The organism is Sedimentibacter sp., from assembly GCF_032080165.1.
Lineage (GTDB): Bacteria > Bacillota > Clostridia > Tissierellales > Sedimentibacteraceae > Sedimentibacter.
The window spans coordinates 114,667-138,658 of record NZ_DAMASY010000001.1 but is presented as its reverse complement, the minus strand read 5'-3'; the positions used below and the strand labels follow the sequence as shown (position 1 = coordinate 138,658).

At 34.5% G+C, this 23,992-nt stretch carries 22 protein-coding genes; 18 read left to right on the top strand and 4 right to left on the bottom strand.

The genetic code is table 11. The features are described 5' to 3' along the window. Positions 1-95: 95 nt before the first annotated feature. Positions 96-1,277 carry an acetyl-CoA C-acetyltransferase gene (locus tag RT412_RS00590; protein ID WP_313339251.1) on the bottom strand — a complete coding sequence of 394 codons (1,182 nt, stop codon included), beginning with the start codon at positions 1,275-1,277 and terminating at the stop codon, positions 96-98. A gap of 357 nt (positions 1,278-1,634) precedes the next feature. Between RT412_RS00590 and RT412_RS00585 the strand changes: the two genes are divergently transcribed. From RT412_RS00585 to spoIIR, 5 genes are all read left to right on the top strand, one after another. Then, positions 1,635-1,835 (top strand): CLC_0170 family protein, encoded by a 201-nt coding sequence (locus RT412_RS00585; RefSeq protein WP_313339249.1) that lies wholly within the window; start codon positions 1,635-1,637, stop codon positions 1,833-1,835. 8 nt (positions 1,836-1,843) lie between these two features. Beyond that, positions 1,844-3,349: a spore germination protein gene (locus tag RT412_RS00580; RefSeq protein WP_313339247.1), complete on the top strand. Its 1,506-nt coding sequence runs from the start codon at positions 1,844-1,846 to the stop codon at positions 3,347-3,349. Next, positions 3,350-4,438, top strand: coding sequence for an endospore germination permease (locus RT412_RS00575; protein WP_313339245.1), 1,089 nt, complete (start codon positions 3,350-3,352; stop codon positions 4,436-4,438). It begins immediately after the preceding gene. A gap of 101 nt (positions 4,439-4,539) precedes the next feature. Continuing rightward, positions 4,540-5,640 (top strand): Ger(x)C family spore germination protein, encoded by a 1,101-nt coding sequence (locus tag RT412_RS00570; protein ID WP_313339243.1) that lies wholly within the window; start codon positions 4,540-4,542, stop codon positions 5,638-5,640. Between the two features lie 84 nt (positions 5,641-5,724). Further along, complete coding sequence (gene spoIIR / locus RT412_RS00565; protein WP_313339241.1) at positions 5,725-6,429, top strand: stage II sporulation protein R; 705 nt, start codon at positions 5,725-5,727, stop codon at positions 6,427-6,429. A gap of 81 nt (positions 6,430-6,510) precedes the next feature. Here spoIIR and RT412_RS00560 read toward each other — a convergent pair whose 3' ends face one another. The 3 genes from RT412_RS00560 to murI form a co-directional block, all read right to left on the bottom strand. Further along, positions 6,511-7,911, bottom strand: a complete 1,401-nt coding sequence (locus RT412_RS00560; protein WP_313339239.1) for a sigma 54-interacting transcriptional regulator — start codon at positions 7,909-7,911, stop codon at positions 6,511-6,513. A gap of 91 nt (positions 7,912-8,002) precedes the next feature. After that, the gene (locus RT412_RS00555; protein ID WP_313339237.1) at positions 8,003-8,422 is read right to left on the bottom strand and encodes a DUF1934 domain-containing protein; all 420 of its coding nucleotides are present in this window, start codon (positions 8,420-8,422) and stop codon (positions 8,003-8,005) included. A 14-nt stretch (positions 8,423-8,436) separates the two neighbouring features. After that, positions 8,437-9,243 (bottom strand): glutamate racemase, encoded by an 807-nt coding sequence (gene murI / locus RT412_RS00550; protein ID WP_313339235.1) that lies wholly within the window; start codon positions 9,241-9,243, stop codon positions 8,437-8,439. Between the two features lie 402 nt (positions 9,244-9,645). Here murI and RT412_RS00545 point away from each other — a divergent pair, with 402 nt between their 5' ends. From RT412_RS00545 to RT412_RS00490, 13 genes are all read left to right on the top strand, one after another. Then, positions 9,646-10,686 carry an L-erythro-3,5-diaminohexanoate dehydrogenase gene (locus tag RT412_RS00545; protein WP_313339233.1) on the top strand — a complete coding sequence of 347 codons (1,041 nt, stop codon included), beginning with the start codon at positions 9,646-9,648 and terminating at the stop codon, positions 10,684-10,686. A gap of 103 nt (positions 10,687-10,789) precedes the next feature. Continuing rightward, the gene (ablA, locus tag RT412_RS00540) at positions 10,790-12,040 is read left to right on the top strand and encodes a lysine 2,3-aminomutase (protein ID WP_313339231.1); all 1,251 of its coding nucleotides are present in this window, start codon (positions 10,790-10,792) and stop codon (positions 12,038-12,040) included. A gap of 106 nt (positions 12,041-12,146) precedes the next feature. Then, entirely contained in the window at positions 12,147-13,178 is a 1,032-nt protein-coding gene (locus tag RT412_RS00535) for a hypothetical protein (RefSeq protein ID WP_313339229.1), read from the top strand. Continuing rightward, a complete protein-coding gene (locus tag RT412_RS00530) occupies positions 13,171-14,757 on the top strand; it encodes a MutS-related protein (RefSeq protein ID WP_313339227.1) in 1,587 nt (528 codons plus the stop codon). Before RT412_RS00535 ends, RT412_RS00530 begins: the two co-directional genes overlap by 8 nt. A 33-nt stretch (positions 14,758-14,790) precedes the next feature. Next, on the top strand, positions 14,791-16,347 hold the full coding sequence (locus RT412_RS00525) for a lysine 5,6-aminomutase subunit alpha (protein ID WP_313339225.1): 1,557 nt from the start codon (positions 14,791-14,793) through the stop codon (positions 16,345-16,347). Further along, the gene (locus RT412_RS00520) at positions 16,347-17,105 is read left to right on the top strand and encodes an OAM dimerization domain-containing protein (protein ID WP_313339223.1); all 759 of its coding nucleotides are present in this window, start codon (positions 16,347-16,349) and stop codon (positions 17,103-17,105) included. The genes RT412_RS00525 and RT412_RS00520 overlap by 1 nt, the downstream gene beginning before the upstream one ends. 171 nt (positions 17,106-17,276) lie before the next feature. Continuing rightward, entirely contained in the window at positions 17,277-17,393 is a 117-nt protein-coding gene (locus RT412_RS17140) for a putative holin-like toxin (RefSeq protein WP_398438632.1), read from the top strand. A gap of 146 nt (positions 17,394-17,539) precedes the next feature. Next, positions 17,540-18,682, top strand: coding sequence for a sensor histidine kinase (locus RT412_RS00515; RefSeq protein WP_313339222.1), 1,143 nt, complete (start codon positions 17,540-17,542; stop codon positions 18,680-18,682). A gap of 22 nt (positions 18,683-18,704) precedes the next feature. Beyond that, complete coding sequence (locus RT412_RS00510) at positions 18,705-19,352, top strand: response regulator transcription factor (protein WP_313339220.1); 648 nt, start codon at positions 18,705-18,707, stop codon at positions 19,350-19,352. A 151-nt stretch (positions 19,353-19,503) separates the two neighbouring features. Then, on the top strand, positions 19,504-20,493 hold the full coding sequence (locus RT412_RS00505) for a hypothetical protein (protein WP_313339218.1): 990 nt from the start codon (positions 19,504-19,506) through the stop codon (positions 20,491-20,493). 10 nt (positions 20,494-20,503) lie between these two features. Then, positions 20,504-21,433 (top strand): ABC transporter ATP-binding protein, encoded by a 930-nt coding sequence (locus RT412_RS00500; RefSeq protein WP_313339216.1) that lies wholly within the window; start codon positions 20,504-20,506, stop codon positions 21,431-21,433. Between the two features lie 9 nt (positions 21,434-21,442). Next, complete coding sequence (locus RT412_RS00495) at positions 21,443-22,819, top strand: ABC transporter permease (RefSeq protein WP_313339214.1); 1,377 nt, start codon at positions 21,443-21,445, stop codon at positions 22,817-22,819. Beyond that, on the top strand, positions 22,788-23,966 hold the full coding sequence (locus tag RT412_RS00490) for an ABC transporter permease (protein WP_313339212.1): 1,179 nt from the start codon (positions 22,788-22,790) through the stop codon (positions 23,964-23,966). The genes RT412_RS00495 and RT412_RS00490 overlap by 32 nt, the downstream gene beginning before the upstream one ends. The last annotated feature ends 26 nt before the right edge of the window (positions 23,967-23,992 follow it).

The following is a 23,992-nucleotide window of genomic DNA, read 5'->3' as shown; positions in this document are numbered from 1 at the left end:
AAAATTATATATGATTGTCATTCTAAGCGCAGTGTAGAATAAATCCTACGATAACGCTTAGAATGATTACTTTTTTCTTTTATATATTACACATATTATTTTCTTTCTACTAAAAGCGCTGTTCCCATTCCTCCGCCTATACATAATGTAGCGAGACCTTTTTTTGCATCTCTTTTTGCCATTTCATATATAAGTGAAACTAATATTCTTGCTCCGGATGCTCCTATAGGATGTCCGAGAGCTATTGCACCGCCGTTTACATTTGTTATTTCTTCCTTAAAGCCAAGTTCTTTGACAACTGCCGCTGCCTGAGCTGCAAATGCTTCGTTAGCTTCAATTAAATCTAAATCTTCTACAGCCCATCCGGCATTAGCCAATGCTTTTTTAGTAGCAGGCACAGGTCCGATACCCATTATTTTTGGATCAACTCCCGCTGAACCATATCCGGCTATTTCACATATATATTCCAAGCCAAGATCTTCTGCCTTGTCCTTGCTCATTATAATTAAAGCTGCTGCTCCGTCATTTATTCCCGATGCATTACCAGCGGTAACTGTTCCGTCTTTTTTAAATGCAGGTTTTAATTTAGCCATTTTTTCCATTGTTGTTCCGTGTTTTGGATATTCATCCATATCAACAATGATTGGATCTCCTTTTCTTTGAGGAATTTCCACAGTAACTATTTCTTCTTTGAATTTTCCAAGTTTTTGAGCTTCTTCTGCTCTGTTTTGGCTTTGAACAGCTATTCTGTCTTGTTCTTCTCTCGTAAGTCCCCACTGCTCAACGATATTTTCAGCTGTGATTCCCATGTGGTATTGATTGTAAACATCTGTTAATCCATCATAAACCATGTAATCAACTATTTTTCCATCGCCCATTCTATGTCCCCATCTTGCTTTTGGCAATAAATATGGAGCATTTGTCATGCTTTCTGTTCCGCCGCACAAAATTATGTCACATTGTCCACTTTCAACAAATTGTGCTGCCATGCTAACTGCTCTTAAACCGGAGCCGCAAACCATATTAATTGTTATTGCCGGTGTTTCTACCGGTATACCGGATCCAAGCGTAACCTGTCTTGCTACATTTTGTCCCAATCCTGCACCCAATACATTACCAAAATAAACTTCTTCTACCTGTGAAGGTTCGATTTTTGCTCTTTTGATAGCTTCTTTTGCTGCTATTACACCTAAATCTACAGCTGATAATGATGAAAATGCACCACCAAATGCGCCAATCGGCGTTCTTGCTGCTGAAACGATAACTGCTTTTTTCATGTTATTCCTCCCTAAATTTTATTTACATAAAATAATGCAATAATCATGCCAAATATATCCGTAAAATATTAATTGTTAAATAGTATTATGTTATAAATGCAAATATGTATATATGAATATTTACAAATTGATTTTATCACAAAGCACATTAAATTTCAATAAACATTCTTAATCTAACATAATGTATTAATTCCATATTATTGGACAAACTAATACTAATTCGCATTAAATTAGTTCCCTTGGTGTCGGTCGCTTATGCTGTATGTGCAATAAAAACAGTATAAAATTATTGGTATAAATTGAAGGTTTTTTGCAAATATTACTATTAATGTTATATTTTTTGATAAGGGAGATACTATGTCTTTAATTAATCATATAAAACCAATTTTAAACAGCGATGTTATAATTATTTTTTTAATAATAAGTTATATATTAATTTTTAAAACCAGTAAAGGGCTTAAACGGAAAAACTTTCACAGAGATTATAAAATTGTCAGGTTTACGGGAATTATTTACGGATTAATTGCAATAGCTGCTATTGTAACAAAAAATATTTAGGAGATATTATGAGTATTTATCAGGATTTAACTAATATTAATGTGGATATTGACTTAAAAAAGAATGAAGCTGTTCTAAAGGAAGTATTTAAGGATGCTAATGACATAATTTTTCGCAATATGAAGGTAGGACAAAATAAAAAGTTAAATATTTTGATTTTTTATGTTGATGGTATGACTACTAAGGATTCTATAAGTGAGTATGCAATTCAGACTTTAATGGATTCTATTAATTTAGAAAACTTAAAAAAGGATAGCGGAAAAGAATTACAAAATGAAGTTTTGAATTCAAATATTGCCATAACTGAATTAGGTACCGTACAAACATTGCAGGAATGTGTGGACAAAGCCCTGTCCGGAGAAACAATTTTATTTGTGGAAACTTGCTCAAAAGCAATATGGCTTTCATCAAGAGGATGGCAAATAAGAGGAATTCAGGAGCCGGCGGCAGAAACGCTTATCAGGGGAGCAAGAGACGGTTTTATTGAAACAATGAAGGTAAATATCACCCTTATCAGGAGAAGAATCAGAGACCCAAGATTAAAAGTAAAATATTTACAAATTGGTACAAGATCCAAGACTGATATAACATTATTATACATAGAAGATATTGTGAACAAAACTGTATTAGATGAAGTTGAAAAAAGAATAAATAATATCGAGATAGAAGCAGTTTTAGAAAGCTCATATATAGAGGAACTAATAGAAGATGATACGTATTCACCGTTTCCTCAAGTTGAAAATACCGAAAGACCGGATGCTGCAGCTTCTGCCTTGCTTGAAGGCAGAGTTGTAATTGCAGTTGATAACACTCCTACTGTACTGATGGCACCCGCAACATTTATATCTTTTATGCAGTCATCGGAGGATTATTATGAAAGATGGATGTTGTCTTGTTTGATAAGAATGATAAGATACATAGCTCTGCCTATAGTTATGCTTTTACCTGCAATATATGTGGCCGTAGCACAATTTCATCCGAATATGCTTCCTACCCAGCTTGCACTGTATGTAGCTGCTTCAAGAGCTAACGTACCATTCCCCCCATATTTTGAGGCATTGCTTATGGAACTGGTAATGGAGCTTGTACGAGAAGCATCTTTAAGAATTACAACTCCTGTTGGTTCAACAATCGGCTTGGTAAGCGGTTTGGTTATTGGTTCAGCATCGGTTGAGGCCGGCTTAATAACACCTATTGCCGTAATAATAGTTGCATTGACCGGTTTGGCTTCCTTTGCAATACCAAGCTATAATTTCAGTACGTCGCTGAGGATGATCAGATTTGGGTTTATTATACTTGCTTCGACTTTCGGGTTGTTTGGCATTTCAATCGGTCTATGTATACTAATTATACATCTGTGCACATTGAAAAGCTTTGGAGTACCTTATTTGACACCTATGACCCATTTTGTTGAAAGAAGAAGGGATTTAAAGGATACGGTTATCAGACCTAAAATCCATGATTTAGTCAGAAAACCGATATATTTGCAGGTTGAAAAGGAGAAGGGCAAATAAATGTTTAACCAGAATATTACCCCATATCAAAATTTATCAATTTTAATATTAGTGTCATTTGCATTTCAATCAATACTTATGCCTCTTTTGCTTTCAGAAATAGACGGACCTGTTGGATGGATGACGATAATAATTGCTGCTGCCGTTTTATATTTTTCATTAAGACCGATTAACAAGCTGCTGATTAAATATAAAGATGATTCTTTTTTAAGTATATCAAATAAAATATTTCCTAATTTCATATCAAGGCTAATCGGGATTTACTACATAATTATGTTTTTAACTGCAAACAGCATATTGATGAAGGATTTCGCCGAGCAAATAAAATTGATGATGCTGTTCAAAACTCCTTTAAGTTCAATAATCATTGTAATATTGCTGACAGCAAGCTATGCAACTAAAAAGGGAATAAAAACAATTGCAAACATCAGTGCTATAACAGTTTTAATTGCCTTTATACCATATATTTTTATAATGATATTTTCAACATATTATGCCGACTATTCAAATGTTTTTCCAATATATCCTGCTGATGTAGCAGGTGTTTTAAAATCAGTGCCGGGAGCAATACTTGGATTTTTCGGTTTCACAATACTGCTGTTTTCAAACAGTAAAGTAACTGTTCAGGAAAACAACAGGGGAATCAGCAAAAAATATATTATATTCAGTACCATTTTGTATGTGGCATGCTACCTGATGATAATTGTTAAGTTTGGCATAAAGGAATCAGTACACTTGGTATGGCCGTTCATTTCTGTTATGAAATATGTAAATATACCCGGATTTTTCTTTGAAAGCACTGAAATTGTGGGTTTATGCTTTCAAATTATAGTTACATTTTCTTGCATATGCATTATTGCATACTTTACAAATATAGCGATGCAGGAAACATTTAAAACAAGAGAAAACGGATTTTTTATTTATATGCAGATACCGATTTTATATTTTATGGCAGCAGTGTTGCCCGGAATGTACATGATGTTTCCATATATACAATGGCCGATAATTATTCTTAGCGGTTTAAATTTATTGATTCCGTTAACAGCTGTTTTAGTTGATAGAAAGAAACAAAAAAATTTGTCATCCTGAGCTACTATGTCATCCGCCAAAGCGAAGGATCTCCATTCGAGTACATGAGATTCTTCGTGCTGCGCCTCAGAATGACGATATATTTGATATAGAGGGTTTAAATGAAAAGCATAAAAATTTTAATTATAACAATTATAACATCAATAGTGTTGACAGGATGTTGGGACAGCGTTGAAATAAATAAAAGGGAATATATATTTGCAGTGGGAATTGATAAAAATGCCAAAAATTTGACTTTTACATCCGAAATTCCAAAAATAAACGAGGGCAGTGAAGAACAAAGATTGGTATACACTAAGGACTGCATTAATTTTGCAGACTTTTACGCCATAAATTATCTTCATTCAGAAAAGGTAATTTCCGACAGGTTGATGCAGGTAATTGTACTTGGTGAGGATTTAGCAAGAGATTCCGAAACAGTCAAAAGAATCTTTGATGAAATTCAGCGTTCACCTCAAATGAACAGAAGGGTTAAAATTTGCATTGCAAAAGGAAAGGCACAGGATATCATTAATACCGAAATCCCTCATAATCCAATTGTGGGAAGATTTTTAAGCGAAATGCTCATTAAGCTTAAGAGAGAAAGCTATCAGGATATTTATACCTTTGATGAAGCAATATTGGATCTTGGCAAGACAGGTAATGCAATGATACCTGTTGTTGAAATCAACGAAAAAAGCTTAAAGGTTGAAAGAGCGGGAGTTTTTAAAGAATATGAGTTAATAGGTTTTTTAGAACCGGAAGAAGTATCTGCCATAATGGTTTTATTGGATCCAAGCAAAGCTACAATCAGAAATGTTAATATTACAGTTGAAGGTACAAATGTTTCGTTAGGTGCAGTGGAAATAATAATGACAAAAAAAATAAATTTAAGCAATGATAAATTGAAGGTTGACTACTATGTTACGTTGTACAGTTACATAGATTCATTTATCATAGGAAGCAACAAGCTTGAAGATCAGAGCTATTTAAACAAAATTAAGGAAGAAGCTACGAAAAATATTTTAACGGTTTCCGAAAAGGCCTTAGATAAATTGCAAAATTCTTATAGAGCAGACTTGTTAAAAATCAAGGAAGATTTATATAAGTACCATAAGCATGATTATGAAAAAATTGCCGACAAATATGACGAGATATTTGAGGCGGCAGATATAAACATACATTTAGACATGGTTATTAAAAGTACCGGCTTAGTAAAATAAGTTAGAGGAAAGGGGACACACCTCTCTTTGAGAGGGATTTCTCTGGGGATAGGATGAATGTCCCCAAATTGATAAGGAGGACAAATGAATTATAATAGAAAAATAATAATAGCAGCCATATTTGTTATTATTTCAATGACAATTGCATATACAGTCGAAGCGTATACGGGTATGGCAAAAATAAATGATAAGATTATAAGATTGCATGTAATTGCAAATTCGGACACTGTCTATGACCAACAGCTTAAATACAAGGTCAGAAATAAAATAGTAAATAAGTTTAATAATGAATTTGAAAATATTTCTTCCAAGGATAAAAGTGAAGATGTAATTATCAAAAAAATAAATGAGATCAGAATTGAAGCAGAAGAAATTATCAATAATGAAGGCTATGATTACGACGTCAATGTATACTACGGTAATTTCAAGTTTCCACGAAAAACATACGAAGATATAGTTTTGCCTGAAGGTTATTACGATGCAGTGAGGATTGAAATCGGCAAGGCAGAGGGCAATAACTGGTGGTGTGTAATGTTTCCGCCTCTTTGCTTTGTTGATTTTGGAAAGGATAAGAAATCAGAACCTTTATTTGACATAGAGACGGAAAGAAAGCTTCAGGAGGTTTTGACGGTTGAAGAAATCGAAGCAATTAAAACAAAAAGAGGATTAGAAGATATAAAATTAAAATCAAAATTATTTGAATTCATAGAAAAAGGCAGGGTTGAGAATACAGGAGTTTATTCAACAGACAGAACTAAGACATACGCAGAAGCAATAGATAAGCAATAGAAAAGAGCGCCGCAAGGCGCTCTTGAATCTATCGTAAGTCAATTGATAGTCAACTGCAAGTCCATTGCCTACCCATTGTCTTTAAGAAGGTATATCTAATTTTTTTATTTTATATTGCAGTGTCTGCCTTGGTACGTTAATAAGCTTTGCTGCTTTGGATATATTGTAGCTTGTCTGCTCCAATGCGGACAAAATTATTTCCTTCTCAACCTTCTCAACTGCCTGACTTAAGGGTTGTATTGTGCTTGTGTCAGGAGTATAGCTGCTATTTAGCTGATAATTTTTAAACTGGAACGGAAGATGCTCTTCTCTGATAATTTCACCGTCATACAATGAAATGGCACTTTCAATGGCGTGCTCCAATTCTCTTACATTTCCCGGCCAACTGTAATCTAAAAATATATCCAGCACCTCTTTAGAAATTCCTCTAAAAAATTTATTGCATTTCTCATTGTATTTTTGTATAAAATGATCAGCTAAGCTTGGTATATCTTCTTTTCTTTTAGACAATTCAGGTATAACCAAAGTTATAACATTTAATCTGAAAAATAAGTCCTGCCTAAGCTGTTTAGTTTCAATTACTCTGTTAATATCAGTATTTATGGCAGATATAATCCTTACATCCACATCTATGGTATTGCTTGAACCGACTCTTCGAACTCTTCCGTCCTGTATGACTCTCAATAACTTTGTCTGCAGCTCTAATGGCATAGAGTTAATCTCATCCAAAAATAGTGTCCCGCCGTTTGCAAGCTCAAACAATCCGGGTCTGTTTTCGGCTCCCGTAAAGCTTCCTTTTACAGAACCGAACAAAATACTTTCCAATAAGTTGGAAGGAAGGGCAGCGCAGTTTTGAGCTATGAACGGCTTGTACTTCCTGTTGCCGGAATTATGAATTGATTGAACAAAAAGCTCCTTGCCTGTACCGGTGCTCCCGGCAACCATAACGGGTGAATCTGAAATCGCTGCTTTTAACCCCAACGCCTTAAGCTTTTGTATCTCTTTATTGTGACCTATTATGTCTAAGAAGGTATATTTTGCAGACGGCTTAGAGAGCTTCCCGTGATTTTCCTTTTTTTCATATAATTCATTTTGTAAGGAAACAATTTTTTCCGATAACTCTCTTACTTTAGTAATATTTCTTGATACCTCCAGCGCTCCTACAACCTTATTGTTATAGCAGATTGGAATTGTCGAGTTTAAGGTAGAGATTTTGTCACCCTTGTAATTTATAAAATTTTGCTCAACATTATAAATGGGTTTACCTGTTCGTAAAACTCTTAACAAAGTACTTGTCTCAAAAGTCAGCGATGGATAAACTTCTAATATATGTCTTCCGATGGCTTTATCCACGTCAATTTCATCCAGATGTTTAGCGGCAATATTATAATAAACTATTTTACCACTTGCATCAACTATGTGAATTCCATCATTTATAATGTCTATCGCCTGTATTAAGGCATCAAAATATTTTATTTCCATAAGCTCTCCTTTTAAGCGCCTAATATTGGGCACATTATGCCGGAAAATCAGCAACAATGTTCGTGTTTATATAAAATGACAAAAAGTTCGTCTAATTAATATCAATCATTATTTTATTCAGGGCTTCTTCTGCTCCGTCAAAGATAATTTTATACTCAATATATACGGAACCGTTTCCGAGTTCATTAAGAGAATAATCATATATTATAGTTTTGAAACTAATATCAAAACTTCCATAAGGTGTTGTATACATGTTGGTAGAGTTTTTATTTTCTTCAAACTCCATTTTAGTGGAGAGAGTTCCCATTTTTATCATAATTAATTTATCTTTGTAAATTTTTAATCTTGTTTTATTTCCTTCACTTTGTGTAATTTCGCTTTCATCATAATCTATGATGAAGCAATCTCCGTTAAATTCCTTAGTTGCCTCGGTTAATAGTTCTATTTTATCTTCATTTCCTGCTTCATCGAGTATTTGTATAGTTGTGATTTTTACTTTTGTTTTATTCAATATTCATCCCCCTGTTAAAGTTTATCTATTGCAATTTCATGCAGATTGTCAATTTCTTTTTTTAAGAAATTGCCTCCTATCCTTCTTAAGCGTTCAGGTGCATCACTTGCATAGTATTCGTATTTGGCTTTGCCGAAATGCTCATTAAGCATATTGTTTTCTTCTAACAGTCTCTTTAAATCTCTTGCTGTTTCAAAGGCTGGGTTTACTAATTTTACATTTTGACCAACAACTTTTCTTATGGTATATCGAAGTATTGGATAATGGGTACATCCTAATACTAAAGTATCCACTTCATGTTCAATTAATTCATCTAAATATTTTTCGGCAGTCAATTCAGCTATATTTGAATATTCCCATCCTTCTTCCACAATTGGTACGAAAAGAGGGCATGGAATACCGATTACTTCCGCATCATGAAGATATTCCATAATTTTTTGCTGGTATGCATTGCTGTTAATTGTTGCAATTGTTCCGATTACTCCGATTTTTTTATTTTCTGTGGCTTGAGCAGCACTTCTTGCTCCGGGATCAATAACCCCTAATACAGGTAAATCAAAGTTTTTTTGTACATTCTCCAATGCAATTGAACTTGCGGTATTGCACGCAATAACTATTGTTTTTACATCCTTGCTCATTAAAAAGGATGAGCATTGATTTGCATATTTTTTTATGGTTTGATCAGACTTGGAGCCGTATGGTATCCTTGCCGTGTCTCCTAAATATATTATATTTTCGTATGGCAGCTGCTCCATAACCTCTCTCATTACGGTAAGTCCGCCAACTCCTGAATCGAAAATTCCTATAGGTCTGTTATCCATTGATTTGCCCCTTTATAATCTCTTTTATTATTTTCTAATATATTATGTGTGTAAATAATTAATGTTAAATGTTATAATAACAACAATAATATTATAGCAGAATAATAATTATAGAGCAATACAAAAAGCTGAATTTTCGGCACTCATAAATCAAGTTATTAAGTAAATTGAGAAAATCGTTGAAAAATAGCTATTATAATGTTTTAATGAAATTGGCATAATAATTGCATTATATAAATTCGAATAAACTTAAGCCCTAACCCCATTTTTCAGAGTGTTTTTTCTGAAAAACAGCGGTAGGTCTAATGCACAGAATACCAAATTTATGCGAATATAATGAGCTAATAAATTTGATGCATTCTACTGCCTAAAACTCATTAATTAAAGTAATCAGGAGGTACCATGTTTAAAAAAGGAAATCCATACGGAACACACAGGGTAATTGAACCAAAAGGAGTGCTGCCACAGCCCGCACTTAAAGTCGATAACACAATGGAAATTTACGACAATGAAATTTTGATAAACGTACAAACTTTAAATGTAGACTCAGCAAGTTTTACACAAATCAAAGACCAGGCAGGCGGTGATGTAGAAAAAATCAAAGAAATTATGAAAGGTATCGTTGCTGAAAGAGGAAAGCATCAAAACCCTGTAACAGGTTCAGGCGGTATGCTTATAGGAACTATTGAACAAATAGGACCTGCATTGGAAGGTAAAACAGATTTAAAGATTGGAGACAAAATTGCTACATTAGTTTCTTTATCTTTAACACCACTTGCAATTGAGGAAATATTAACAGTAAGAAAGGATATCGATCAGGTTGATATTAAAGGTAAAGCAATATTATTTGAAAGCGGTATTTATGCAAAGCTTCCTTCAGACATTCCGGAAAATCTTGCATTGTCAGTACTTGACGTAGCAGGAGCTCCTGCACAAACTATTAAATTAGTTAAAGAGGGAGATACTGTATTGGTGCTTGGCGGCGGCGGAAAATCAGGACTTTTATGCTTATACGAAGCTAAGAAAAAAGTCGGTCCTACAGGCAAAGTTATTTGCTGGGCACACAGAGAAGCTTCATTGGCAACTGTTAAAGAGCTTGGATTGGCAGATATTTGTATCGCAGGCGATGCTACAAATGCAATCGAAGTTTATGAAAAGGTTATGGAAGCAACTGACGGTAAATTATGTGAGTTGGTAATCAGCTGCGTATCAAGACCAAACTGTGAAATGTCAGCAATACTTGCAACAAAAGACGAAGGAACTGTTTACTTCTTCAGTATGGCGACAAGCTTTACAAAGGCGGCTTTAGGAGCTGAAGGTGTAGGCAAAGACGTTAACATGATAATCGGAAACGGTTATACAAAGGGTCATGCAGATACATCTATTCAAATAATGAGAGAAAGCAAAGAATTAAGAGACCTTTATACAAAATTATACGCATAAAATAATCAATAATATAAAATGTCATCTTAGGGCTTGAATTTAAAATCAAGCTCTTTGGATGACTAATTTCTATGTAAAACAAATTATTAAAGGAGGTATTATTATGGCTTATTACAATGAAATTAAGCTATGGAAGGATGTTAAACCTGAAGAGTGGAGTGACTGGAAGTGGCAGGTTGAAAACAGAATCGATTCTGTTGAAAAAATCAAACAAATAATAAATATCACAGAACAGGAAGAAGAAGATATTTCTAAGGTTCTTGAAAAATTCAGAATGGGAATTACTCCATACTATGCAGCTCACATGGATAAGGAAGATCCGAGAGATCCAATAAGAATGCAGGCAGTGCCAACATTCACGGAAACTCATGTGAGCCCGGCAGATATGCTTGACCCGTTACATGAGGATACTGATTCACCGGCACCGGGATTAACTCACAGATATCCTGACAGAGTTTTATTTTTAATTACAGATCAATGTTCAATGTATTGCAGACATTGTACAAGAAGAAGATTCGCCGGACAATGCGATGATGAAGTTTCAATGGACAATATCGATAAGTGTATAGAATATATAAGAAAGACACCTGTGGTTAGAGATGTATTGTTATCAGGCGGTGACTGTCTGTTAGTTTCCGATGAAAAATTAGAATACATTATCAAAAAATTAAGAGAAATACCTCATGTAGAAATTATTCGTCTCGGTTCAAGAACACCGGTTGTTTTACCTCAGAGAATTACGGATGATTTGGTAAATATGTTGAAGAAATATCATCCAATATGGCTGAATACTCACTTCAATCATCCGAATGAGTTTACTCCTGAATCAATGGAAGCATTGAGAAAGCTTGCTGATGCAGGTATTCCTTTAGGAAACCAATCCGTTTTATTAAGAGGAGTTAACGACTGTCCTCATATTATGAGAGAATTAGTTCATAAGCTTGTAATGAACAGAGTAAGACCATATTATATCTATCAATGTGACCTTTCACTTGGTATTGAGCATTTTAGAACACCTGTTGCAAAAGGAATTGAAATAATTGAAAGCTTGAGAGGTCATACATCCGGATATGCAGTTCCGACATTCGTTGTTGATGCACCCGGTGGCGGAGGAAAGATTCCTGTAATGCCTAACTACGTATTGTCACAATCAGCTGACAAAGTTATTTTAAGAAACTATGAAGGTGTTATTACAACTTATACTCAACCTCATGTACCTGATTTAGAATGTACCTGTGACGTATGTCAGGGTAAGAAGCAAGATCCGTTAACAGGAGTTGCCGGTCTTTTACAGGGTAATGAATTAGCACTTGAACCTACAAAATTAGCAAGAAGAGAAAGAACACATAAATAAACAATGGGTTAGCTATGGATTAGCTATGGGTTGGCGATGGATTTAATTTATCAATTGCCTGTCAATCGCAAGTCAATTGCCTATCCATTGCCTAAGGATGTAATATATGAAGATAATTGATTTTATTCTAACAAAAAATTATAAGTCAGTATCTATCGTGGGGCTTGCGAAGAATGCAGGAAAGACGGTTACGCTCAATTATCTCATAGAAGAGGCAGAAAAATCAGGAATAAGAATTGGCATCACATCTACCGGAAGAGACGGTGAAAGTATAGATCTTGTTACGAAAACTCAAAAGCCTTCAATTTCAGTAACAGAAGGAATGATTGTTGCAACAGCTAAAAAGACATTGCTGCTTTCTGATGCCAAGACAGAAATATTAGAAACAACGGGTATAAGCACTCCAATGGGTGAAGTTATAATAGTTAAGGTCAGACAGAGAGGCAATATTCAGATTGCCGGACCTGTCAGTGCTTTAGACATGAAAAAAATAAGCAAAAAACTTAATCATTATGGGGCGCAAATTGTATTTATTGATGGAGCTATTGACAGGAAGGCTGTTTCATCTCCCGTAATAACCGATGCTTGCATTATTGCAACAGGTGCAGTATTAAGCAGGGATATGAAAAAAGTTTTAGAAAAGACAGCCCATTCAGTAGAGTGTTTTACCTTAAAGAAAGCGGACAGTGAGCCGATATTCATTGCAAATAAGTATAATAAAACCTGTATTATTCAGAATATGGGAGAGGTTTCTATACCGGATATAGAAACAAGTATTACCGGAGGCAAAAAAATAAGTGAATTAATTAATGAAAATACAACGTATGTTTTCATTAAGGGAGCTTTAACAACATCCTTGTTAAAGGATTTAGAGGGCAATAAATATTTAAGAGGCATTAAAATAATTATAGAGGATGGAACAAAAATATTCGCAGACATTAATGTTTGGAATGAAATGCGAAGAAAAGGGCTTAAGGTAGAAGTATTAGCACCGATTAACGTTGTTGCTGTTACCTTAAATCCTATATCCCCGACAGGATATTTTTTTGACAGTGTCGAATTTAAGTCAGAAATGGAAAAATATCTTCGCGGGGTTAAAATAATTGATGTGGTTGCGGGCGGTGATTTGAATGGCTGATTTTATGGCTGAAGGTACTGTTAAAAATATAAACTTTGATTATATTTTTAATGAAATTAAGCCGATAACAGAATATGGTATCAGGGTAAAAACAGAGTTTAAGCCGTTTAGGATAGGTCAAGAGGCAGACTTAAAAGAAGAATTCAATAAAATTAGGGCATTTATTGAAACTCCTAAAAGGCGAGATATCATTGATGTGCTCAAACATATTAAGAACATATATGAAACATTAGAGAGGGCAAAGAATAACCAGGTATTAGATGAAGTTGAATTATTTGAAATAAAAAATTTCCTTATTCAAACAGAGAGAATGGATAAAATTTTAAAAACTTTATCATTGAGAGATTTAGAATTATCGCCTCTGCCGCAGCTTTATGAAATGTTAGACCCTGCAAATGAAAAGCTAAACACATTTTATATATATGATGAATATTCAAAAAGACTAAAAGCAATAAGAGCAGAAAAAAAACAAGCAGATAAAGATATTGTTGTACTGAGCAAAAAAATAAAAGAAGAAATTGAAAAAAAATATAATATTAAATTTAATTTAAAAGATGAAGTAACGGTAAGCAAGACACAAAAAGAAAGAACGGAAGAATTATTACAAGACAGCAATTTGAGAGTTTCTGGAGAAAATTATTTAAATATTATTTTTAAAATTAAAAATAATGATGAAATAGATGAATTAGAAAAGAAACTGGAATATTTGAAGAATGAGGAAGAGGAAGAGGAATTCATAATTCGACAAAATATTTCCAAGGAAATAAAAGGTTTTTACGATATAATAAAAAATAATATTCGAGTAATAGGTATAACCGATTATATTATAGCCAAAGCAAACTATGCTCAGAAGACAAGGTCAATTGAACCTGCAGTGACAGATGAACTTAAAATAATAATTAAAGCCGGAAGAAATCTTAAGCTTGAAAAAACATTAAAGGAAAAGCACAAGGAATATATTCCTGTTGATATTAATATACGTAAAAATGTTGTATGCATCACAGGAGCTAATATGGGCGGCAAGACCGTATCATTAAGAATGATTGGACAAATTGCGGCCATGGTAAGCTTTGGGTTGTTTGTTCCGTGCGAATATGCGGAAGTATGTTTGTTTGATAATATATACATTTCAGTCGGAGATGATCAGTCTATTGAAAAAGGGCTAAGCACCTTCGGGGCAGAAATAATGAATTTAAAAGAAGCATTGGATAATTCAGACAGGAAGTGCCTGATTTTGATTGATGAGCTTGCAGGCGGCACTAATCCCAAGGAAGGTTATGCAATTACCAAAGCAGTAGTTAATTACCTGAAAAGGAAAGCTTGTATAACTGTACTTACAACACATTATGATAATGTGGCCAATGACGATGAAGTACAAAATTTGCAGGTTGCAGGTCTTAACCTTTTAAACGAGCACGATTTATATAAAATCAACAACGTAGAACAAATATCAAGATATATGGACTATAGATTAATAGAGGTTAAATATCAAAAAGATATACCTAAGGATGCTTTAAAAATAGCAAAAATGTCAGGTATATACGAGGGAATTATAAAGGATGCAGAAAACTATCTCTAACTATAAGAGAATAATCGTTTTAAAGGAGGAAACATGGAAAGCAAGTTAAATTTAAACCCGAAGTTAATTGACAGTGCTCGATCAGCTGCCGGTCGTATAGCAGAAAATGTTCAGCTTTTTATTGATAAGAATACAACCGTAACTGTTGAAAGAACAATTGCAAGACTAATGGGTGTAGACGGTGTAGATGAAATCGACAAGCCGCTTCCGAATGTGCTGATAGACAATATAAAAGAAGGTGGCGGACTTTCGAGAGGAGTTGCATTTTGGTTAGGAAATGCAATGGTACAAACAGGCAAGACACCTCAGGAAATAGCTGAAGGAGTAAGTGCGGGAGAAACAGACATAACAAGGCTGCCAATCGTCGATGAAAACAAAATCATTGAAGCAGTTTATAAAACTGCTGAAAAAATGGTTGACAGAATCAGAAATAACAGGGCAAAAAGAGATGAATATCTGAATACTATCGGCGAAGGCAGAAAACCATATTTGTATGTAATTGTTGCAACGGGAAATATCTATGAGGATGTTATCCAAGCACAGGCAGCAGCAAGACAGGGTGCCGATGTTATAGCAGTTATAAGAACTACTGCACAAAGCTTGTTAGACTACGTTCCGTACGGACCAACTACAGAAGGATTCGGAGGAACATTTGCAACTCAGGAAAACTTCAGAATTATGAGAAGAGCTCTTGATGAGATTGGAGAAGAAGTAGGAAGATATATACGTCTTTGCAACTATTGTTCAGGTCTTTGCATGCCTGAAATAGCAGCAATGGGAGCAATGGAAAGATTAGACGTTATGCTTAATGATGCTCTTTACGGCATATTATTCAGAGACATCAACATGCAAAGAACATTGGTTGACCAATATTTCTCAAGAATTATCAACGGTTTTGCAGGCATAATCATAAATACGGGAGAAGACAACTATTTAACAACGGCAGATGCTGTTGAAGAAGCACATACAGTTTTAGCTTCTCAGTTTATAAACGAACAATTTGCATTAAAAGCAGGTATACCGGAAGAGCAAATGGGCTTAGGTCATGCTTTTGAAATGAATCCAGCACTTGAAAACGGATTTTTATATGAGCTTGCTCAAGCACAAATGGCAAGAGAAATATTCCCTGATGCCCCTTTAAAATATATGCCTCCTACTAAATTCATGACAGGAAATATATTCAAAGGACACTTGCAGGATGCCTTATTTAATTTTATTTCAGTTTGGACTAATCAGGGCATTCAGCTTTTAGGTATGCCTACGGAAGCAATCCATACTCCTCATCTTCAGGACAGAATGCTTTCAATTGAAAATGCTCAATATATTTTTAATAATGCAAGAAACATTGGTGAAGAAGTAGAATTTAAAAAAGACGGCATTATCCAAAAGAGAGCTCAGGAAGTACTGGCTAAGGCAGAAGAATTATTGCGTGATATTGAAAATGAAGGTATTTTTGATACAATCGAAAAGGGTAAATTCGGCGGCGTAAAAAGAAGCTTTACAGGCGGCAAGGGCTTGGAAGGTGTTGTAGAAAAGCACGAAAATTATTTTAACCCATTTATCGATTTAATGTTGGGAGGTGACAGGTAATGGAAGGTATTCAAAAGGTTGATTTAACTAAAGTAAAACCATACGGTGATACACTGAACGACGGAATGGTTCAAATGAGTTTCTCTTTGCCTGTACCATACGGTGATGAAGCATGTGAGGCCGCAAGACAGTTAGCTGCTAAAATGGGCTTCGATGATCCGGCTGTAGTTTATTCCAAGGATTTAGGCGTTGGATACACATACTTCGTAATTTACGGTAAATGTACTCATACTGTTGATTATACAACTATTGAAGTTCCTAAGGTAAGCATGGAATTCATGGATAGACATGAAGTAGAGGATTATATAAGTGAAAATATTAAAAGAGATGTAGTAATAGTAGGAGCCTGTACCGGTACTGATGCTCATACCGTAGGTATAGATGCAATTATGAATATGAAGGGCTTTGACGGCAATTACGGTCTTGAAAGATACAAGGGTATAGAGGCAATCAACATGGGCAGTCAGGTTCCGAACGAAGAGCTTATTGCCAAGGCGATTGAATTAAAAGCAGATGCTATTTTGGTTTCTCAGGTTGTAACACAAAAAGATGTCCATATTGCTAACCTGACTCAGCTTGTTGAAATGATGGAGGCAGAGGGCTTGAGAGATAAAATAATATTGGTCTGCGGCGGTCCTCGTATTTCTCACGAATTGGCACAGGAATTAGGTTACGATGCCGGCTTCGGTTCAGGAAGCTTCGCAAACCACGTTGCAACATTTGTTGTAAAACAGGTGGTAGAGAGAAATATGATATAGCAATGGATTAGCAATAGAATGAGATTCCTCACTGCGTTCGGAATGACATGATGTTTGTTATTCGCAGAAAAGAGGGATCTCTTTTTTGTGTATAAAATAACTTTTCAAATTTGCAAAAATATGGTAAAATAATTTGAATAGGTAGTAACAGGGTATAGCTGATCCATCCTGATGAAAGGAGGTAACTCTTTCCATAAGGAGGTGATGCGAATGTCTACATACGAAGCTATTTCACTAATGATTGCATTTGCAATATTAGTATTAGCAATAGTTAATGGACGAAAATAATTACCCTGTGCGGCAGGGTAATTATCAGTAAAAAACTTTAAATTGTCAGCTATGCCGACTACCTATTTATCTTATGCACATATTATCACATTTATGCACATAAATCAATAATTTTAATAAAAATTTCTAAAATTTTGGAGTAAAATATGATAAAAGATAAAAAATCTTTTTATATTATAAAAACAATAATATTAACATTGCTGTTTTTTGCTGCATTATACCTTGAAAATGCACAGCAGCCAAGATTGGCTATACTCATATCAATATTTTTGGTGTTAATTATCAACAGCTCATTAAAATATTTCATAAGCAGCAAAAAGATTTATTTCATTTCATTCATTTTAGATTCAGTCCTCATATTCCTGTTAGAACAGAATTTCAGGCTGCTTATAAATTATTTTCTGCACTCATTTTATATAATCACACTTATAGAGGCATCAATTACATTAAGTGTCGGTAAAGGAATTATAGCCTGTATAGTTGCTTCTGCTTTTTCAATGATTAAATTTATTTACTTAGTCTATTTTAAATTCAATATATCAAGCTTCTCACAATTTATTTTTTTCATGCTTGTAAATATATTAATAATGATAATTGCAATATTTGCACAATATAATAAAACAGAAAAGGAAAAGAAGGACATCTTGTATAGAGAGCTGTTGGATACTCATAAAAAATTAAAGGAATATACGGAAGAGGTACGCCGTCTTTCCATAATAGAGGAAAAAAACAGAATAGCAAGAGATATACATGATAACTTAGGACATAATATGACATCATTAATCATGCAGCTGCAAATGACAGAGCATTATTTGGAAACAGATGCATCAAAATCTATGGAGCTTTTAGATAGCTCCATAAAAACGGCAAAGGACAGCTTAAAAGGAATCAGGGAGGTTGTAGAAACCTTAAGGGGCAAATCATTGTTACCCGATAAGGTCATTCATGTGCTTGTAGATGAATTTGCGGAAAAAACGGGAACTGAAATAAAATTAAATGTAACAGGAAAGATAATACAAGATTATGATATGCATACTGCTTTGTATCACATATTGCAGGAAGGAATGACTAATGCCGTTCGACACGGTAAAGCTGCAAATATCTGGATTGAGCTTAATTATGAGGATGACAATGTTAAATTCAGCATCAGAGACAATGGTACAGGTGCAGATATAATAAATGAGGGATTCGGAATAAAGGGCATAAAAGAAAGAGTAAAGGCATTAAATGGCATCGTAGAATTTAAATCGGAAAACGGATTTACCGTTAATGGTTTTTTGTCATCATGACGAAGGATTTTCAGGAGGAATAATGATAAAGGTATTATTAGTTGATGATCAGGACATTCTTGTCCAGGGTCTTAAGCTTATATTAGGAGCAGAAGAGGACATAGAAATAAGCGGTACTGCAAATAACGGAAAAAAGGCATACGAAGAATGCAAGTGGAACATACCCGACGTAGTTCTTATGGATATTCAGATGCCTGAGGTTAACGGTGTTGAAGCTACTGCTAAGATTAAAAAGGATTTTCCAGATATAAAAATAATAGTTCTTACAACATTTAACGATGACCAATATATTTATGATGCACTAAAAAACGGTGCTTCAGGATATTTGTTAAAGGATACATCACCGGCAGAAATCGCTAAAGCGGTAAGAACTGTATACAATGGCGGCGGCTTGATACAATCAGAGGTTGCCGTTAAGGTAATAGACAAGTTTTCACAGTTAGCCAAGGAAACTGTGGATAAACCCATTGACTCAAAGGTTGAATTGTTGACAGAAAGAGAAATTGAAATATGCCGGCTTATAGCAGAAGGCAAAAACAATCAGGAAATTGCAGAGGAATTATTTTTAAGCAAGGGCACTGTTAAAAATCACATAACAAGAGTGTTAATAAAATTGGACTTAAGGGATAGAACACAATTAGCGGTTTTCACTATAAAAAACAACCTGTAAGAAACCGCTCTAATTGTGTTTTTTTGTGACTTTAGTCACATCCGAATTTTATAAAATGTGATTTAAGATACTATAAATTTAAAATTTAAAGTAATAAAATGCTAATATAGAAAAAATATTATGGGATTGCTCCCAAAATGGAGGGTGTATTATGAAAAAAATATTAATAGTAATATTGGCATTAGCGCTGACTATAGTTACATTGACAGCTTGCAATACAGATAATCTTGAACAATATAAAAAGGCACTTGAAAAAACAAATCAAATTAAAAAAGGTCAGTCATCCGGAGAAATTTCCATGAAATTAGATTTCAATACTGATGAATTATCTCAGGAAAATATAAATGAGCTTAACAATTTTAAAGAAATGAGCGGTAGCTTCAACATTGTGTTTGATCATGAAGAAGAAAAAGCTATATTCAGAAACTATCTTAATTTTGGCGGCTTAGGATATGACTTTGATATGTATTTGAACGGTGAAGAAGCAGTTATGAAGCTGCCGGTCATAGGTAAGTATATAAAGATAAGTGAAATGCAGCAATCTGATAGAAATACGGGAAACTATAATCAGATGGTTTCAGATGATACAATGAAGCTAATTGCTGAAAAGTGGATCGGATTAATGAAGGAAGAGGATGTATTTAAAGGAAAAGACATTATAATCACAACGCCTGACGGAGATGTTAAAACAACCGAGTATACAATTATATTAAGCAATGAACAGATTAAAGAATTGATACTGGAAATCATAGAAGTTGCATCTGAAGACGATAAGCTAAGAAGCTTCTACAATGAAAATGTAATTATTAAAAATGATGATATAGCTGAGGATATAACCTTTGACAAAGTATTAAAAGATATTAAGGATAACATAGATAAGTTTGAAATAGAAAATTTTAAATATACTGCTCTCGTTGATATTGACGGATATATAGTGAATGAAAATTTAGTCTATTCAATAAGTTCTACAGACGAAAAAATTACTCTTAAAAGGGCAGAGTATAATTTAGACGTTAAAAGCTGGGATATTAACAAGGAACAAGTATTTAATTTCCCGGTATTAACCGAAGAAAATACATTGGATACAGAAAATTCAGAAGACATACCAAGCTTAATGGAAGATTTATTTAAAAATAATTAGAGGTGCTTAAATGTTAAAAATAGAAAATTTGTATAAAGAATTCGGGAACATTAAAGCTGTTAACAATATTAGCTTCGAGGTTAAAAGGGGTCAGTTATTTGGATTGTTGGGACCTAACGGTGCGGGAAAATCAACTGCTATATCTATGATATCAACACTGATAGAACCAACAAAGGGAGATATATTTTTTGAAGGAAAAAGCATATTGAAGGATTCAAAGTTAATAAGACAAAAGCTTGGAGTAGTTCCGCAGGACATTGCCCTTTATCCCACACTTACCGGATATGAAAATTTATCATTCTGGGGAAGCGTGAATGGATTGAAAGGTCAGGAATTAAAAAACAGAATTCTTGAGGTTTCCGATATTATTGGATTAAACGGCAGACTAAAGGATAGAGTTGATAAATATTCAGGCGGTATGAAACGAAGATTAAATATCGGCGCAGCTCTCCTTCATAAACCCGAATTACTGATAATGGATGAGCCGACTGTCGGTATTGACCCACAATCAAGGAATCATATATTAGATACCGTATTGGAACTCAATAAGCAAGGTATGACTATAATCTACACAAGTCATTACATGGAGGAAGTTGAATATCTGTGCAATGAGCTTTGCATCATGGATGAAGGAAATATTATTGCATCGGGAAATCAGCAGGATTTAGTTGACTTAGTAAAGGAAAAAACTCAGATAAATCTTAAGCTTAATAAAATTGATGATGAAGTCGTAAATAGCCTGATGGAAATTAAAGGCGTTTATGAAGCAAAAATAAATGAAAATGAAATTAATTTATTCGGCAGCAGTACAGGCGTTCTGTTAGCAGATATTATCGCAAAGGTTACTGAAAACGGATGGATGATAGAAACGATAGATGTTAAAAAGCCGAATCTTGAATCAGTGTTCTTGCACTTAACCGGCAAAGCTTTGAGAGATTAGGTGATTTGAATGAAGATTAATATTATTAAAAAGGATTTAAAGATTATACTGAGTGACAAAAAAGCTTTGGCAATAATGATTCTTATGCCGATAATTTTGACTACCATATTAAGTATGGCCCTGAAGGGCTCTTTTGCAAGCGGTGATTCTGATTTCGAACCTATCAATATAGCAGTCGTAAAGCTTTATAACGAAAATGAAGATAACCTGATGTTTAAATCATCATTGAAGAACAGTTTAATTGCCGACAGTATGGGTGAGGATGCAATCCAAAAGCTTATTGATTCAGGTGATGATGTAAATCCCGAAAGTTTTTTTTTCGACGATTTCTTAGAAAGCGAAGATGTATCTAAGATTATAAAGTACACAGTAGTTTCAGATGAAAAAAAGGCGTTAAATAAATTAAACAGTGAAGAGGTTTCAGCAATTGTACTCTTGCCTGACAAATTTATATACGATATGAAGGTAAACCTTCTGACCCCTTTTAGAAATAAGGTCGATATAAAAATACTGACTCATCCGGACAAAAACCTGAACGGTAAAATAGTTAATACGGTTATAGATGCATATTCAAATGCTATGTCTACCGTAATTATAGGGAAAAACGTAGTAATAGAAACCTCTATGGCAAACAACATTTCAAGCGACGGTTTTGACAATTTAGAACAATTGATGGAAGGTATTTCAGATGTAATAAAGTCCATTGATGTAAGTATAGAAAACGTGGTAATGGAAGGAAGAAAACAGATAAGCAGTGCCGACTATTATGCTGTAGGAATGATGACAATGTTCATATTATTTGCTGCAGGCATTGGCGGAAGGATGCTGTTAGAGGAAAAAGACAATCGGACCTATCAGCGTATGGTTATTGCCGGAACCACTAAACTTGAAATTTTATCAGGTAATTTTATGACGGTGTTTTTAATAGCATTATTACAAATTACGGTTATGATTACATTTACACATTTCGCATTAAAGGTTCAATGGGGCAATATCGGTTCAATTATATTGATAAGTATAACGGCTTCATTTGCCGTAGCGGGGCTTGGCTCATTTGTAGGAGCTTTGACCTATAGGGCAGGAAATTACAAGATGGCAAATATGTTTGAATCGGCAATAATACAAGTAATGGCACTTTTGGGAGGCAGCTTCTTCCCAATAGATCTAATGCCGGAATTTATGCAAAAGCTCAGCTTTTTGTCACTTAACGGTATCGCCATAAGGGCATATTTAAAGGTTATAGCCGGTTATGTGACATCAGATATTTTGAATTATATATTAGTACTAATCGCTATGGGTATGGTATTTACAGTAGCGGCAGTGGTTGTATTAAAAGGAAAGGAGGGTACCGGAAATGTTAAGCGTAATAAAGTTAAGATTGCTTAGATTGAAAGATGAATGGATGATATTTTTATTTATGACAGCAATGGCACTTGGTTTTACGGCAATATTCGGTGCATCCTTTACTACCTACAAACCAACAGTGTATATAGTTGATGAAGATAAAAGCTATTATTCTGAGATGTTAATAAGTGAGTTAAACACATACAAGGATTTTAAGTTCAAAGAGACAGATATAAAAGCCGCAGAAAAGGATATAGAAGAAGGCAATGTAAGTATGGGTCTTTTAATCAAAGATGGCTTCCAAAGGGATGTCGAAGAAGGACTGAGTATTTCCTTAGGAATTATTAAGGTAAAGGATGATACCGTAATATTGACTTTGCAGGAAATGGTATCAAGCATTACGATGAAAATGGCTGGAGCTAACAGAATTGCAGACGTAACTGCCGCTTTTATTCAATCCGCCAAGCCTGACGTAGATTTTGAAAAAATAAAGTTATCAAGCTATGAAAATGTTATGGATTCATGGAAGTATAAAACCACCGTTTCTGTCGAAGCAACAGTTGCTGAAACCGGCATTCAGACAGGATATGACGGACTGATGCATTCCATGATCGGATTTACGTTATTTTTCTCAATGTATACCATGGTTTTCGGTATAGGAACAATTCTTTACGACAAACAGCATAAAACATGGGAAAGAATGCTCATATCGCCGGTTTCAAGAACCGGCATTCTCGGAGGAAGCATGATAGTTGCTTATATTACGGGAGCAGTTCAAATGGGTGTGTTGATTTTAAGCGGGAAATATCTGATAGGAATCGATTGGGGCAGCAGCATGGCAGGAGTTTTATTGGTTTCAGCAGCATTCATATTTGCAGTTACTTCATTGGGATTAATGATGACCGGATTTATAAAAACTCAGGCGCAGCTTGGCTCAATAGCTCCCATAGTTTTAACGAGCACATCTATGCTGGGCGGCTGTATGTGGCCCTTAGAAATAGTAAATAACAAAGCGCTGCTGCTATTGGCTGAGCTGACACCGCAAAAATGGGCTATGCAGGGAATAGAAGGTATAGCAAGCAGTGGAATGGGCTTTGAAGCAGCCATATTGCCCTCAATAGTTTTAATGGTAATGGGAATTACTTTCTTTACAATCGGTGCTTTTTCACTTAACAAACAGTCGGTATAGTTATGCCTAAATTTTATTTAATGAAA